Source organism: Jeotgalicoccus halotolerans (assembly GCF_003387165.1).
Classification (GTDB): Bacteria; Bacillota; Bacilli; order Staphylococcales; family Salinicoccaceae; genus Jeotgalicoccus; species Jeotgalicoccus halotolerans.
This window is the reverse complement of sequence record NZ_QUMW01000010.1, coordinates 110,147-123,890: the sequence shown is the minus strand read 5'-3', so window position 1 is coordinate 123,890 and position 13,744 is coordinate 110,147. Positions and strand designations below refer to the sequence as shown.

19 protein-coding genes are annotated in these 13,744 nt (G+C 39.1%); 13 read left to right on the top strand and 6 right to left on the bottom strand.

Translation table 11 applies throughout. The annotated features are described in order from the left end of the window. Genes DFR63_RS05390 through hisIE form a run of 3 tightly spaced genes read left to right on the top strand, consistent with a single transcriptional unit; the run spans window position 1 to window position 2,083 of the window. On the top strand, window positions 1-702 hold the full coding sequence (locus DFR63_RS05390) for a HisA/HisF-related TIM barrel protein (protein ID WP_115885066.1): 702 nt from the start codon (window positions 1-3) through the stop codon (window positions 700-702). Further along, the gene (hisF, locus tag DFR63_RS05385; RefSeq protein ID WP_115884919.1) at window positions 699-1,460 is read left to right on the top strand and encodes an imidazole glycerol phosphate synthase subunit HisF; all 762 of its coding nucleotides are present in this window, start codon (window positions 699-701) and stop codon (window positions 1,458-1,460) included. Before DFR63_RS05390 ends, hisF begins: the two co-directional genes overlap by 4 nt. Further along, on the top strand, window positions 1,460-2,083 hold the full coding sequence (gene hisIE, locus DFR63_RS05380; protein WP_211313783.1) for a bifunctional phosphoribosyl-AMP cyclohydrolase/phosphoribosyl-ATP diphosphatase HisIE: 624 nt from the start codon (window positions 1,460-1,462) through the stop codon (window positions 2,081-2,083). Before hisF ends, hisIE begins: the two co-directional genes overlap by 1 nt. A gap of 161 nt (window positions 2,084-2,244) precedes the next feature. On the opposite strand, the gene DFR63_RS11765 is transcribed toward hisIE, so the two are convergent. The 3 genes from DFR63_RS11765 to DFR63_RS05370 are packed head-to-tail and all read right to left on the bottom strand — an operon-like array spanning window position 2,245 to window position 3,339. Beyond that, window positions 2,245-2,403, bottom strand: coding sequence for a hypothetical protein (locus DFR63_RS11765; protein WP_162842290.1), 159 nt, complete (start codon window positions 2,401-2,403; stop codon window positions 2,245-2,247). A gap of 39 nt (window positions 2,404-2,442) precedes the next feature. Further along, window positions 2,443-3,135, bottom strand: a complete 693-nt coding sequence (locus DFR63_RS05375; protein ID WP_115884917.1) for a DUF3169 family protein — start codon at window positions 3,133-3,135, stop codon at window positions 2,443-2,445. Then, window positions 3,136-3,339 (bottom strand): helix-turn-helix transcriptional regulator, encoded by a 204-nt coding sequence (locus DFR63_RS05370; RefSeq protein ID WP_115884916.1) that lies wholly within the window; start codon window positions 3,337-3,339, stop codon window positions 3,136-3,138. A 223-nt stretch (window positions 3,340-3,562) separates the two neighbouring features. Between DFR63_RS05370 and DFR63_RS05365 the strand changes: the two genes are divergently transcribed. Genes DFR63_RS05365 through DFR63_RS05350 form a run of 4 tightly spaced genes read left to right on the top strand, consistent with a single transcriptional unit; the run spans window position 3,563 to window position 6,010 of the window. After that, the gene (locus DFR63_RS05365; RefSeq protein ID WP_115884915.1) at window positions 3,563-4,612 is read left to right on the top strand and encodes an ABC transporter permease; all 1,050 of its coding nucleotides are present in this window, start codon (window positions 3,563-3,565) and stop codon (window positions 4,610-4,612) included. Between the two features lie 12 nt (window positions 4,613-4,624). Continuing rightward, window positions 4,625-5,290, top strand: coding sequence for an ABC transporter ATP-binding protein (locus tag DFR63_RS05360; protein WP_115884914.1), 666 nt, complete (start codon window positions 4,625-4,627; stop codon window positions 5,288-5,290). A gap of 48 nt (window positions 5,291-5,338) precedes the next feature. After that, the gene (locus tag DFR63_RS05355; protein ID WP_342767901.1) at window positions 5,339-5,656 is read left to right on the top strand and encodes an SMR family transporter; all 318 of its coding nucleotides are present in this window, start codon (window positions 5,339-5,341) and stop codon (window positions 5,654-5,656) included. Window positions 5,657-5,668: 12 nt separating this feature from the next. Then, window positions 5,669-6,010 carry a DMT family transporter gene (locus DFR63_RS05350; RefSeq protein ID WP_115884912.1) on the top strand — a complete coding sequence of 114 codons (342 nt, stop codon included), beginning with the start codon at window positions 5,669-5,671 and terminating at the stop codon, window positions 6,008-6,010. A 38-nt stretch (window positions 6,011-6,048) separates the two neighbouring features. Here the strand turns inward: DFR63_RS05350 and DFR63_RS05345 are convergent, their stop codons facing one another. Both DFR63_RS05345 and DFR63_RS05340 read right to left on the bottom strand, forming a co-directional pair. Beyond that, window positions 6,049-6,402 (bottom strand): DoxX family protein, encoded by a 354-nt coding sequence (locus tag DFR63_RS05345; protein ID WP_115884911.1) that lies wholly within the window; start codon window positions 6,400-6,402, stop codon window positions 6,049-6,051. Between the two features lie 69 nt (window positions 6,403-6,471). Continuing rightward, window positions 6,472-7,095: a LysE/ArgO family amino acid transporter gene (locus tag DFR63_RS05340; RefSeq protein ID WP_115884910.1), complete on the bottom strand. Its 624-nt coding sequence runs from the start codon at window positions 7,093-7,095 to the stop codon at window positions 6,472-6,474. Between the two features lie 153 nt (window positions 7,096-7,248). Between DFR63_RS05340 and DFR63_RS05335 the strand changes: the two genes are divergently transcribed. The 6 genes from DFR63_RS05335 (at window position 7,249) to DFR63_RS05310 (ending at window position 13,150) form a co-directional block, all read left to right on the top strand. Then, window positions 7,249-8,466, top strand: a complete 1,218-nt coding sequence (locus DFR63_RS05335; protein ID WP_115884909.1) for a hypothetical protein — start codon at window positions 7,249-7,251, stop codon at window positions 8,464-8,466. Then, window positions 8,467-9,642 (top strand): hypothetical protein, encoded by a 1,176-nt coding sequence (locus tag DFR63_RS05330; RefSeq protein ID WP_115884908.1) that lies wholly within the window; start codon window positions 8,467-8,469, stop codon window positions 9,640-9,642. Continuing rightward, entirely contained in the window at window positions 9,642-10,550 is a 909-nt protein-coding gene (locus tag DFR63_RS05325; protein WP_115884907.1) for an ABC transporter ATP-binding protein, read from the top strand. Before DFR63_RS05330 ends, DFR63_RS05325 begins: the two co-directional genes overlap by 1 nt. Next, window positions 10,537-11,253: a hypothetical protein gene (locus tag DFR63_RS05320; protein ID WP_115884906.1), complete on the top strand. Its 717-nt coding sequence runs from the start codon at window positions 10,537-10,539 to the stop codon at window positions 11,251-11,253. The genes DFR63_RS05325 and DFR63_RS05320 overlap by 14 nt, the downstream gene beginning before the upstream one ends. A gap of 63 nt (window positions 11,254-11,316) precedes the next feature. Continuing rightward, entirely contained in the window at window positions 11,317-12,771 is a 1,455-nt protein-coding gene (locus tag DFR63_RS05315) for an APC family permease (RefSeq protein WP_115884905.1), read from the top strand. 34 nt (window positions 12,772-12,805) lie between these two features. Further along, window positions 12,806-13,150, top strand: a complete 345-nt coding sequence (locus DFR63_RS05310) for a DUF488 domain-containing protein (protein ID WP_115884904.1) — start codon at window positions 12,806-12,808, stop codon at window positions 13,148-13,150. A 25-nt stretch (window positions 13,151-13,175) separates the two neighbouring features. Here DFR63_RS05310 and DFR63_RS05305 read toward each other — a convergent pair whose 3' ends face one another. Further along, window positions 13,176-13,724 (bottom strand): DUF4256 domain-containing protein, encoded by a 549-nt coding sequence (locus DFR63_RS05305; RefSeq protein WP_115884903.1) that lies wholly within the window; start codon window positions 13,722-13,724, stop codon window positions 13,176-13,178. Window positions 13,725-13,744: the final 20 nt, after the last annotated feature.

Below are 13,744 nucleotides of genomic sequence, written 5' to 3'. Positions count from 1 at the left end.
GTGAAAATAATTCCAGCTATAGATTTAATTGACGGGCAAAATGTACGTTTATCACAAGGTGATTATAATAAACAATCTCGGATGAAAAAAACACCTCAAGAGGCGCTGGAATTCTATGCTGGATTTGAATCAGTTCAGCGTATCCATGTCGTTGACCTGTTGGGCGCTTTAAAGCAAGAAGCGCTGGAGTCTAATCTTGTAAAAGAACTTATTGGCCAGTCTTCACTGCCCTTTGAAATCGGCGGGGGGTTAAGGTCTCTTGAAACAATTAAACAGTATCATAAAATAGGTGTTGAATATTTTATATTAGGGACACGGGCGATTACAGATGTGGCTTGGCTTAAAGAAGCAGCAGAACTATTTCCCGGGAAAATATTTGTCGGTGTGGATGCAAAAGAGAACGATATTTATATCAATGGCTGGACAGAAAACAGTGGTATTTTAATAGATGAATATTTAGAAACTGTCGAAGATTTAAATCTTGCTGGTATTATATATACCGATATAAATAAAGACGGCATGGGTCTTGGCCCGAACTTTGAAAATACTGCACGAGTTAATAATATGACCCGTCATAAAGTTGTTGCAAGCGGCGGTATAAGAAATAAAGCTGACCTCGATAAGCTTGAGAGTCTTGGAATAACTGAAGCAATAGTTGGAAAAGCAAGTCATAACGTTAAGTTTTGGGAGGGCATTAAATGATTAAAAAGAGAATAATAGCATGCCTGGATGTTAAAGATGGAGCAGTGGTCAAAGGGGTTAACTTTATTGACCTTGAGCATATTGGAAGGCCGGCAGAAATGGCTAAACGATATAATCAGGAAGGTGCTGATGAACTCGTTTTTCTTGATATTTCCAAAACACAGGAAGGTCATGAGTTGATGCTCGATGTTATCCGGGACACGGCCAGAGAGCTCTTTATCCCTCTGACTATAGGCGGCGGTATTAGAACAACTGAAGATATTAAACAGCTCCTCGATGCAGGTGCCGATAAAATAAGTATCAACTCTGCTGCTATTGAAAATCCGGGTATTATCAGAGGAGCGAGCCGGCGATTCGGCAGCCAGTGTATTGTACTCGCGGTGGATGTGAAATACGATAATCAAGTTGAAGATTATTATGTATATACACATGGCGGTACTAAAAAAACTGAAATTAAAGCTCTGGACTGGATTGCTGAAGGAGAAGCGGCCGGTGCAGGAGAACTGCTTATTACCAGCATGGATCACGACGGTGTGAAATCAGGCTTTGATACGCAATTCCTTAAACAGGCTGCGAATCTTGTCAATATACCAGTTATTGCAAGCGGCGGTGCAGGGAGTATTAATCATTTTGTCGATTTGTTTCAGAATACGAATGTGTCTGCAGGACTTGCTGCTTCAATATTTCACAGAGAAGAAGTTAACATCGGCGATTTAAAACAGGAACTTTTAGAGAATGGAATCGAGGTGCGTTTATAGTGAATCCTGATTTCAGTAAAAATAACGGCCTATTATCAGTAATACTGCAGGATACAAACACAAAACAAGTACTGATGAACGGATTTATGAATGAAGAAGCATTTGAGAAAACGAAGACTGACAAAGTGGTCTGGTTTTACTCGCGCTCAAAAGAACGGTTATGGAAAAAAGGAGAATCAAGCGGCAATGTACAGGAAGTCGTATCGATGAAACTGGACTGCGACAAGGACGCACTGCTGATTGAAGTTGTACCGCACGGCCCGACATGTCATACGGGCACAAGAAGCTGCTTCAGTGATGACTACTTCAGCCTGCAGACGCTGGAACGGACAGTACAGAAGAAAATTAAGAACCCTGAAGAGGGCTCTTATACTAAATACTTAACCGATAAAGGCGCAGATAAAATCTTGAAAAAATGCGGTGAGGAGATGACGGAAGTCGTTATCGCAGCAAAAAATAAAGATAAAAAGGAACTTGTCGATGAGACGAGCGATCTTTTATATCATCTGCTGGTCATGCTGAATAACGAAGGTGTATCGTTGAAAGAGGTGGAGAATAAACTCGAAGAACGTCATGGTGTGAAACAGGAATACAGTATTCGTGACGACATTCAAAAATGGTAGGCTAATGTAAAATGTGAAGCGAAGAACTGTTCTGTTCTCTGCTGCCGGAATTCGATGAACCTGTGTCATAGCAATCCTAATCAATAAACTAAAAGCATAACCGCTGGAAATCTCAGCGAACGAGATTTTCAGCGGCTTATAAATCTTTATCTTCAAATTCACTACTTTTTTCTTCTGACAGAAATAATATGTTTATCTTCACCGTACATGCGGCGGCAAATTTTTCTTGCATCGATTTGATCACGTGGGCAGATTTCCTGTGTTGCGATCCTGTTATCTTTCTTTACAGTAACCTCAAAGCGCTTCGTACCGCATTTCATAAATTATTCATCCTTAATAATTTTTATAATAATCTCCATTTACTTCTCTCTGATTTCATATGAATATTTCAGCTGATTGATAATCATGATGAGACCGAGGAGTATAATACTGAAAATTTGTGATTCCTCTGTGATAATTGAATAAAAAATCATCAGAATCATTGCGAAAAACAACAGAGCAGACGTGAGAGAGCCTGAAGTGTACAGTGCTTTCGCCATCACAAATAATTCACCTTCGTCTGTAGCAGCCAGCAGTTTTTGATTGTATTTCTTTTCGCCGGGTTCCGGTAAATTTCTATCCGGATAAACTATGTTGATAAGGGCTGAGGACCGAATACTCATATACAGAGAAATAAAAACCAATATCACCGTCAGTACGATAAGCCAAGGATTTTCTGCGGCCATGGTTTGGATGGCAAGTGACATGAATGAAAGTATCAATGATACAGAAGTCATTACAGTAATAACATTGAATGAGTTATAGCTGTATGCGTCGAATTCATCGTCAGTCATATTTCGGTTTTTATCTTTTGTTAAGCTGATTAAATTTCTGTGTCGTATAAATGCGTATAAAAGCAGGCCGATTATTATTATAATCATCACGATACTCAGCCAGAAGTACACATCGTCAAGCGTACCGCCTATGTTTCGTCCGTAAAGCAGTTCGAGTGTCAAATAACCCGCTGCAAAGCCGATCACAGCGTACAGCAGCATTTTTAAGATGGTTTTCATTTATAACTCCTCCTCATCGAATATAAAAATATTCTCGATTGGTTCGTTAAATATCTTAGCCATTCGTTTTGCAATTAAAAGGGACGGGATATATTCTTCGCGCTCAATCAAGCTGATGGTCTGCCGGGATACTTTGGCGAGTTTTGCGAGCTGGGTCTGATTTAAACTGTCCCTCGCGCGCAGTTCACGCAATCTTGTTTTCATAGCTTCACCTTCGCTTTGTTTTAGTTATCTATATTTTTCTTATTTATAATGTAACATATATTTGTCTTATTGACAACTTTACTTGTCAATATAATAAATAAAATAGTCAAGAGAATAAAAACATAATATCGTTGATTTTACAGTACCAATGAATTTAGCAGCAAGTTTATAATAGGTAAGATATAAATTTTTACGAAGCAGATGAACGAGGAGGAGTAATACTTTGTTTTTAGCATGGAATGAAATGATAAGAAATAAGCTGAAGTTCAGTTTAATTATCGGAGTCCTTGTGATGATCAGCTACCTGCTGTTTTTATTATCTGGACTGGCAAGCGGTTTAATGGATATGAATAGAGAAGCTGTGGATCAATGGGAAGCAGATGCCATCATTTTAAATGATGAAGCAAACCAGACAATTCAGCAGTCTATGATAGCGGAAGATGATGTCGAAAACCTTTTTGAGGAACAGGCAACATTGAAACAGCATTCAGTTATTGCATCAAACGGTGATATTGAAGAGAATGCTTTTGTTTTCGGAATAGAAGAAGATTCATTCCTCCTTCCGAAACTCACAGAAGGTGAGCAAGCTGAAAAAGAAAATGAAGTCGTGGCAGACTATTCATTAAAGGAAACAGGTTTTGAAGTCGGGGACGAACTGACATTGTCAAACAGTGATGAAATACTGACGCTCACCGGATTTACTGAAAGTGCTAAATACAGTGCATCATCAGTATTATTTACGGATAATAAAACAATCGAAAAACTGAATCCGATGCTGAGTGAAGATATCATTAATGCTTTGGTTATCCGGGATGCTGATTGGCAGAATAGTGAAGTTAATGATGAACTTGAAGTGCTCGAAATTGAAGAATTTATAGAAAGTCTTCCAGGTTATACAGCTCAAAGCTTAACGCTGAACTTTATGATTATCTTCCTGTTTGTAATATCTGCAGCAGTAATCGGCATTTTCTTATATGTGCTGACACTCCAGAAAACGAGTCTGTTTGGTGTGTTAAAGGCACAGGGCTTTTCAAACGGTTATCTTGCAAGAACGGTACTGGCACAAACATTTATTATTGCAGTAATAGGAACTGTAATCGGTTTGGGATTAACATTCCTTACAGGACTGTTCCTCCCTCCAGCAGTACCGGTCGAGTTTAATTATTTAACGATGATTATTTATATGGTTGTCCTTATTGCAGTTGCGATGCTTGGAAGTTTATCCTCAGTCATCAGCGTGCGGAAAGTCGATCCGTTAAAGGCGATTGGATAGGAGGAGAAAATAATGCTTAAATTTGAAAATGTTATAAAATCATTCAAAGATGGCGACCAGACGATAGAAGCGGTCAAAAACACATCGATTATTTTTAATAAAGGGGAATGTATCGCAATTATCGGACCTTCAGGTTCAGGGAAAAGTACTTTCTTAACAATTGCAGGTGCACTTCAAACGCCGACCGAAGGCGATGTTAAAATTAACGGTCAAAGTATTTCAGGAATGAATAGTAAGGAACTCGCGCACTTGAGATTGAATGAAATCGGATTTATTTTGCAAGCGAGTAATTTGGTGCCATTCCTTTCAGTTAAACAGCAGTTTCAGCTCTTAAAAAAATCAAAAAAAGATGTGATGGCTGACAGTGAACTGGATGAGTTGTTTGAAAAGCTGTCTTTAAAAAAAGTGAAGGACCAGCTGCCTAGTGAAATATCAGGCGGTCAGAAACAGCGTGTGGCTATTGCGAAATCATTATATACTAATCCGAGCATTATATTGGCAGATGAGCCGACAGCCTCTTTAGATACGGAAAACGCACTGAAAGTAATGCAGATTCTAAAAGAAGAAACAGAGCAGCGTATGAAAACATGTATTATCGTTACTCATGATGAACGTCTCACTGAGTATTGTGATGCAGTTTATAAAATGACAGATGGTATATTAGAGAAACAAGGTTAAAGTGAAAATACATTCTGAATTTTAGAATGTGTTTTTAAATTTGAAGAGGTGAATAAATTGGGCTTTGTCTATTTAGCGGGTGCGATTATATCAGAAGTATTCGGTTCCAGCATGATGAAAATAACAGCTGTGAACAATTCTAAAAGAGCGATTATCGGTGTTGCGGCAGGCTATGTTCTGGCATTTTATCTGCTGTCGCTGGCGTTATTAACCTTACCGCTGAGTTTTGCTTACGCAGCATGGAGCGGCGTCGGTACGATGTTAACTGCAATCATTGGTTTTGCCATATTTAAAGAAGAAATCAAAGCCACAACGGTCATCGGAATTATTATTTTGATTATCGGTCTGATTTTGATGAGAGTATAGGAGGACGCGGAAATGAGAGCAATATTATTTTTAATGGGTGCAATAGTGTTCGAAGTCACGGGGACAACAATGCTGAATTTATCGGACGGCTTTACGAACATCGTGCCGACGGTTATTATGTTTATCTGTTTCGGATTATCATTTACATTTTTAATCGGCGCGCTTAAAACCATTCCGTTAAGTATCGCTTACAGCGTGTGGGCAGGGATCGGTACAGCGGGAGCAGGAATTATCGGAGTATTTTTATTTAATGAACAGCTGTCTGCAGTAAATATTATCGGTTTATGCGTCATTATACTCGGTGTCATTATAATGAATATTTCTAAAAAAGATAAGGAAGAAACTGCGCAGTAAAAAAGGATAACGACTCAGGGTCGCTATCCTTTTTTATTTTATAATTTACTTACCATTTTTACGAGAACGAACTGAAGCGGGACTCTTGCCCAGAGCAGCGGCTTAGGAACTTCAATATTGCCAAGCGGCAATGCTTTTCGGGCCATGTAAACATTAGCCGGAAGAACAAGCATCAGGAAGCTGTTGATGACATTCTTTAAAAAATTGCCCGGCCGTTTAATTAACAAGAGGAAACTGATAATCAGTTCTGCCACTCCGCTTGCTTTAACGATAAAGTTTTTAAACGGCAAATAATGCGGAACGATATTTGTAAAACCTTCTGTCCTTGTGAAGTGTGCAATACCTGCAACACCGAAAACAGCTGCGAGTATATATCTCATAATAGTTTTCATTTTCTTCCTCTCTCTTTATAGAATTGATATTTATATTTACCCTGACCAGAGGCCGGATAACTTAAAAGATCAGATTCTTGAAATCATTTTAATAATATTAATAAAAAGAATACAAGCAATTATAAATATTACGGCTGCAGATATTTTATTAATATAGACAATAATTTTACCATTATTATCTATACTGCCGAGAATTCTGCCGAAGAATACGAGAATCACAAAAGCAATCCATGAAACTGCGATGCAGGATAAGGTGAATACCAGTAAATCGCTGCCTGTATAAGCTGTGGAGTTTGTTCCGATAATACCAACTGTATCCAGTATTGCATGAGGATTAAGCAATGATACTGATAAAGCAAAACCAATCTGTTTAAAAGGATTGAGCTTCGCGGGCGCGTGAGCAGTCTCGGGTTTTACAAACCATAACGTTATTGCCATATAGGTGAGAAAACAAAATCCGATAATATACATAGCGAGCTGCAATGCCGGAATGGACAGGATAATTAAGGAAACACCGGCTACAGAAAGTATAATCAATAGTGTATCACTGAGTCCTGCAGTAATTATGGCCGGCAGAGTATGAATAAATTTCTTATGATTGGTTCCCTGGTTAATTAAAAACACATTTTGAGCGCCGGGAGGAAGAATCAATCCTGCCGATAAAACGAATCCGTGCAAAAAAGCGAGAAACATAGTAAAGCTCCTGACTGATGAAATAAGTAAGTTAAGATTAATATAATAACAGCTGACATACAATAGAAAATTTTTAAAATAGTTTGTAAATTATGGAAGCGTTTTCTATAATAGTTATAAATACGTCATAATAAAGACAAATGGGGATGGATGATGTTTAGAACTGTATTTTTAGAAACGTTTAAAAAAATATACCGTAATAAAAAGAACAGACTGATATTTCTGCTGGCATTTATCGGCATAATATTATACTCATTTTTATATTTGCCGACGGTGAATAACCCGTTGACAATTGATGCAGATGAGCTGGCCCTTGAAACTGAATCAGCTTACGGCATGAAAGAAAGCAGACTTGCTGAGGGCGATATTGCTGTAAACAGCTTTACAGGAGTCGATACATATAGTCTCGCTAAATATGATTACGAGAATAATTTTATGTTTTATGATGCGTTGCAAAAAGGTGATATTTCACGTCTTTTCGAATTGAAAACTACCGATTATGTTCCTGTGTTTACGGTTGATGCACTGAATGATTATTTGGAGCGGAAACACGACGGCCAGTTTTTAGACATGGATTTTGAAAGAGCGGTAATTAATAATAATTTGTTTGCGCTGTCTGAGATAAATCATCCGACAACGCATGAATTTAACGGTAAAACAGGAATACAGCAGCTGTATTCCTTCTTCTTAAATTACGGTCCTTTAATTTTATTATTTATCACTGTTTTTGTAGCGAGTGAAGTACTGGTTGATGACCGGAAGCACCATACTTTAAAAGCTGGCCAGCCGCTCGGATGGAGAAAGTACATATTTTATCAGTCTGTGTCGGTATTTATCCTTATCGCAACTGGTATCGCTTTTTTCCTGATGTTCTTCTTCCTGCTTATATCACTGCTCTACGGTTTTGGTGATATGTCTTTGTTAACTACCCATTACGCTTACACTGAAGGGTACAGAGCATCCGAAGAGAACTTCTTTACCTCCCCTGTCATTGACTTGATTTTGGAGTCGCTGATATTAACAGCAGTGCTTTTGTATCTTTTCATACGTTTAAATGCTGTACTTTCCCTGATATTCAGACATGACGTTATCGTGATGATTGCAGGCTTTGCAATTATCGCATTTAACCGTTTATACAGCGGCGGCGGTGAAGATAGTTTTCTCGGCCTTGGAGCTCATTTATTCCCGCAGAACTATTTTGAGTTTGGAAATATTTTAAGCGGCCGTCAGAACTTTTTAACCTTATCAAATAATTTCACCTTCGAGACGGGTATCATGGTGCTGCTTATAACAATTATTATTATCGAAATAATATTAGGGCTTCTTGCGGGCTGGATGACACGTCAGAAATTTGTCAGGCAGGTGGACTGAATGAAACTGTTCAAATGGGATTTCCTTAAAATTATAAGAGACTGGAAAGTGAGAATACTTTTAGTAGCGCTGTTTCTTTTTCTGGCAAGTTATTCGGCATTTTACCAGGACCGCGATCTTGCACTTCCTTTGGAAGAATTGCGGAGCGAATACGAAGATACACAGCAGATTTTCAATGCGATTCCGGAAGACCACTTTGAATCGGCTCGGGGTCAAGAAATCTATGATAAACTTGCCCGCCAGCAAAGCATAATTGGTATGCAGCGGTATATTTTAAGCGAACAGGAAGGCAATACAGTTTCCGGGCTCGAGAGTGTAGTCAGCGACTACGTCAATCAGGGCCTTGAACTTGCGGAAAACCGTTTGTTTTTTTATGAAGCGGATGATTTTGAATCGCAGGAACTGCTGCTCTCCTTTATGCCAAGCCGGGAAGAAATTGAGAGTGATTTAAAATTTTTAACATATTTGAAAGAGAATAATGTTGATATTGATTGGAATCCGTTATCACCGTCACTTGTTTTGTTTAATCTAATTAACATTGTTGCCGGCGTATTTATATTTATTATTGCAGCGATATTTGGGGCTGACCGCTTCAGCCGGGATCAGGAATTTAACTGGAGTATTTCCCAGGGAATACCTTATTCCTTTGCCTATCAATGGAGGCAAAGGACATTTATCAGCTGGGGATTGATATGGATTATTACCTTGGCAGGCATCTTCGTCTCGTATTTACTCAGTACATTTTATACAGACAGTGGAACACTGCAATACCCAGTGCCGCTGTATGCAGGTGAAGAAACCGTATATATCAGTATAATGCAGTATGTTTTAATCACAGTCTTTATGACGATGGCCCTGAGTTACATCATCGTTAAGTTTTCAACCGGGCTGTCCTTTGTATTCAGGAATATTTACCTGACAATTACCATCGCAGTTGCCGTGTTTTATCTGCCTTATGTCATTGCTCTGACCGGGTCTAGTGGGGCCTGGAACCCTCTATTGTACCTGCAGATAATACCGGTGCTGGAAGGGTCATGGGAGTCATTAAATAATGTGACAATTACCAAATTGCTCATCAGTATGGCGGTATTATATATAATCGTTGAAGTCGTGTTTCACTTTGTTTTTAAATTGATACCGACCCGTACAGGCAAGCTTGAAAGGAGGAAAAACTAATGTCATTGGAAGTCAAGAATTTAACGATAAATTACGGAACTAAGACGGTACTGAAGAATGTTAATTTTAATATTCCGGATAACACAATTATCGGTCTGGTTGCGCCGAACGGCACGGGGAAAACAACTTTATTTAATGCAATTATACGTTTCATTCCGATTAATACGGGAGAAATTTTGATCGATGATATTGTGTATAAAAATACGACAAAAGATGTTAAAGCGCTGCACAGTAAAATTACATTCTTTCCGGATCAGGCTGAACTCTATGAAGATTTTTCTGGTGTTGAACATATTGAGATGTACAGAGATATATGGAATCCAGACAGCAGCAATATAGAAGAGGTAATAGAACGGCTGAATATGGAAGGCTATGTGAAAAATAAAGTAAAAACTTATTCTCTCGGGATGAGGCAGAGGCTCTGTTTTGCGATGATGATTGCCGCAGATACTAAGATTATGTTTATGGACGAAATCATGAATGGGCTGGACCCGGTGAATGTCGAGCTGGTCAGTTCGGTGCTTCAGGAAATAAAAGAAGATGGAAAAATTATTATTGTCGCATCTCATCTGCTGGAAAATCTTGATGATTACGCGGACCAGATTTATTTTTTAAATGAACAGAGAATTTATTACACATATGTCCGCAGTGAATCACACAGAGAGTACGTTAAAGGTTATATTTCAGAAGATAAATTAAAGTTTCTCAGTCCGCTTAGGGAAGGCACGCTGTATCTGGACGGAGATCGTATATGTATCCCCGCTGACGATCTACCAGAAGAAGAAGTATTCAAAATGATGAGCGCTTTGAAAAAACACAGTTCACAAGAAGTATCACTCGGAACGTTAGGTACGCATGAACATTATTTGCGTATTTATAAAGGAGAGAGAAACTATGAAACGGTTTAGCGTTTTGTTTTTCTTTGTGTTGTTTTTGATGGGCTGCAGTTTTAACGGTCTTATGAGTGAGTCATATAATGGTGAAAAGGTGCAGACTGATGAGGAAGCTGCTGAATTATTAGAAGATGAAAATCTTTTGAAAAAGGATGGTTTGGAATCCCGTTATGCTTTTTTGAATAGCAATACTGTCTTTGAAGGGATCGCAGAAGGCGGGAAGAAAAAAACATTGTCCCCCGGTCAATATATGACCGGCAAAGATATAGAGCCGGGACGTTACAAGGCGGCAACAGATTTAGCCTCGGCAATCGTCGTGTACGATGAGCAGGGGGATAGTGTATTGGAAACAGCTTTAAATTATTACAGTACAGAAGCTGTGTTGGAACTGCAGGAGGGTTACCGTGTCGATTATGTGACAAGACAGGGAGAAATTACTCTCATGCCGTTTGACGAAGAATATGACACTGTGTTTCCCGCAGGCCTCCATACAGTTGGAACACATCTTGAAGCAGGCCTTTACACCCTTTTAACAAAAGAACTGCCTGTCAGACGAGAAAACTCTGAAGATAATATTTATTTCAATGCAGAGGGGATGAGTTCGATGAGTTTATCCAATCCGGATAATGAGATAGACAGAGAATCGGGGATTTCTGTAACATTGTATAAAGGGGATACAATAATTACAGAACATCCTTTTGTACTGGAAAAGCACTAGCGATAGATCCTTTACTATGCGATACTTGTTCACAAGAATTAATAAAAAATTGGAGTTGGAAATATGTCTGCTGATAATCAGACGAGAACAGAATTAGATAATACAATGTCTAAACGTTTCATATGGGCGATAGCTTACGGGTCGTCAATCGGCTGGGGTGCATTTATTTTACCGGGAGACTGGCTGATTTCATCAGGTACACTCGGTGCGGCGCTCGGAATTACTATCGGCGGTATACTGATGCTGATTATTGCGGTAGGCTACGGTGCGTTGACAGCCAAGTTTCCCGTATCAGGCGGAGAGTTCGCATTTACATACGCGGGATTCGGTAAATTCAGCGCCTTTATTGCCTCATGGTTTTTAGTATTGGGTTATATATGTGTAGTTGCTCTGAATGCGAGTGCGTTTAGTCTGCTGTTTAAATTTGTACTCCCGGATTTTCTCGAGATTGGTTACTTATACACCATCGCAGGATGGGATGTTTACATTATGGAAGTCATCCTGTCGTCAGCAGTACTCATAGTATTCGCGTTTATCAGTATTAAAGGTTCTGGTCTTTCCGGGAATCTGCAGTTTATATTCTGTTTGTTCATGGCCTTTGTTGTAGCAGGGTTAATGTTCGCGTCATTTTTCACCGGAGAATTTTCATTTCAAAATGCACAGCCTCTCTTTAATAATGAAGCGGGAGTATGGACTTCGATTATCTTAATCGTGGCAATAGCGCCCTGGATGTATGTAGGATTTGATAATATTCCTCAGGCAGCTGAAGAATTTAAATTCAGTGCTGACAAAACATTTAAATTAATTGTATTTGGGATTGTCGCGTCTATTTTAACCTATGTTGCAATGATTTTAGTAACATCATGGATCTATCCTGACCAGAACTCAATGGACGGGGCAGTCTGGGTAACAGGTTCTGTTATACAGTCGTCTATGGGCACTGTTGGAATGGTATTTCTCGCATTTTCAATATCATTCGGTATTTTTACGGGGCTTAACGGGTTTTATATGTCATCTTCCAGACTGATTTTCGCGATGGGGCGTGCAAACTTTGTACCGGCAGTTTTTGCCAGAGTGCATAAGAAAAACAAAACACCGCATTATGCAGTCTTATTCGTACTGGCAGTATGTTTGATTGCTCCCTGGCTCGGGAGAACTGCTTTAAGCTGGATTGTTGATATGTCATCAGTGGGTGTATCAGTAGCGTTTCTGGCAACGAGTGCAGTGACTGTTAAATTCTTTGCAAGAGCTGAACATAAAAATATTGTTTATGTAATATTTGGTGTACTCGGTGTAATCATTTCACTAGTATTCCTGATACTGCTATTATTCCCGGGCTCGCCGGCAGCCTTAACAGCACCATCTTACTATGCTTTACTTTGCTGGATTATACTCGGTACGGTATTCCTCCTGTTAAAATATAAAACATTAAAATCGATGTCGAAAGAAGAGCTGGACTTTATGATTTTAAACAAGACGAGAGAAGAAGCGATGAATGAATCAAAAAAAGAAGGGTAAAGAATAATATAATATGTTATTCGGAGATGATACTATGCTGAAATTAAAACGTGTCTACGATGACGTTTCGCAACAGGACGGCAAGCGGATTCTGATAGACGGTGTTTGGCCGCGCGGCATTAAAAAAGAAGATTTGGAACATGATGAGTGGTATAAAGAAATCGCACCATCGTCGGATTTAAGAAAGTGGTTTGATCACGATTCTGATAAGTGGGAAGAATTTAAAAAGAAGTATAAAAAAGAATTAAAAGAACGAAAAGATCTGGTAGATCAAATTAAAAAGGACTCAGACGGCCACAATGTCACACTGTTATACGCAGCTAAAGACGAAGAGCACAATCAGGCAGTGGTAATAAAAGAATATATCGAAAACAAATAATAGACGGCGGCTGCCGTCTTTTTTCTTAGATTTTTAACTTTCCTCTAAAACCGCGTGCTCCATAATAAGAATCGGCTCCATTATGGTAAAGGAAGACTGTGTTGTAACGTTTATCACAGAATAAAGCTCCTCTGAGAGTTCTAATCTCATCAGGAGTCTTAACCCAGCTTGAAGACTTCAGGTCAAAGTCGCCGAACTGCTGCAGGAGTCTGTAATCTTCTTCAGTGAGTAAATCGATGTCAATTTCTTTTGCTAAATCCACAGCCGAGTTATCAGGCTTATATTTCTTTCTCGCTTCAAGGGCAGCTCTATCATAACAAACGCTGCGCCGTCCTTTCGGGCTTTCTTTTGAACAGTCTGCAAAATAAAGCGTGCCGTCAAAATCGATAACGTCAGGTTCACCTTCTGTGGCTTCCATATTGTAAAGTGCAGTGAGCTGTGTATCATTCAGTTTATCAGCGATATTCTGAAATGAGATATTTTCGTGGCGTTCCATATGAGTATTAAAACGGGATTCGAGAGTGTTCAGCAGTTCTTCCTGTTCTGATTGAGTAAGCTTATTCTTTAATGTCATTCAGCATCCTCCGTTTATCT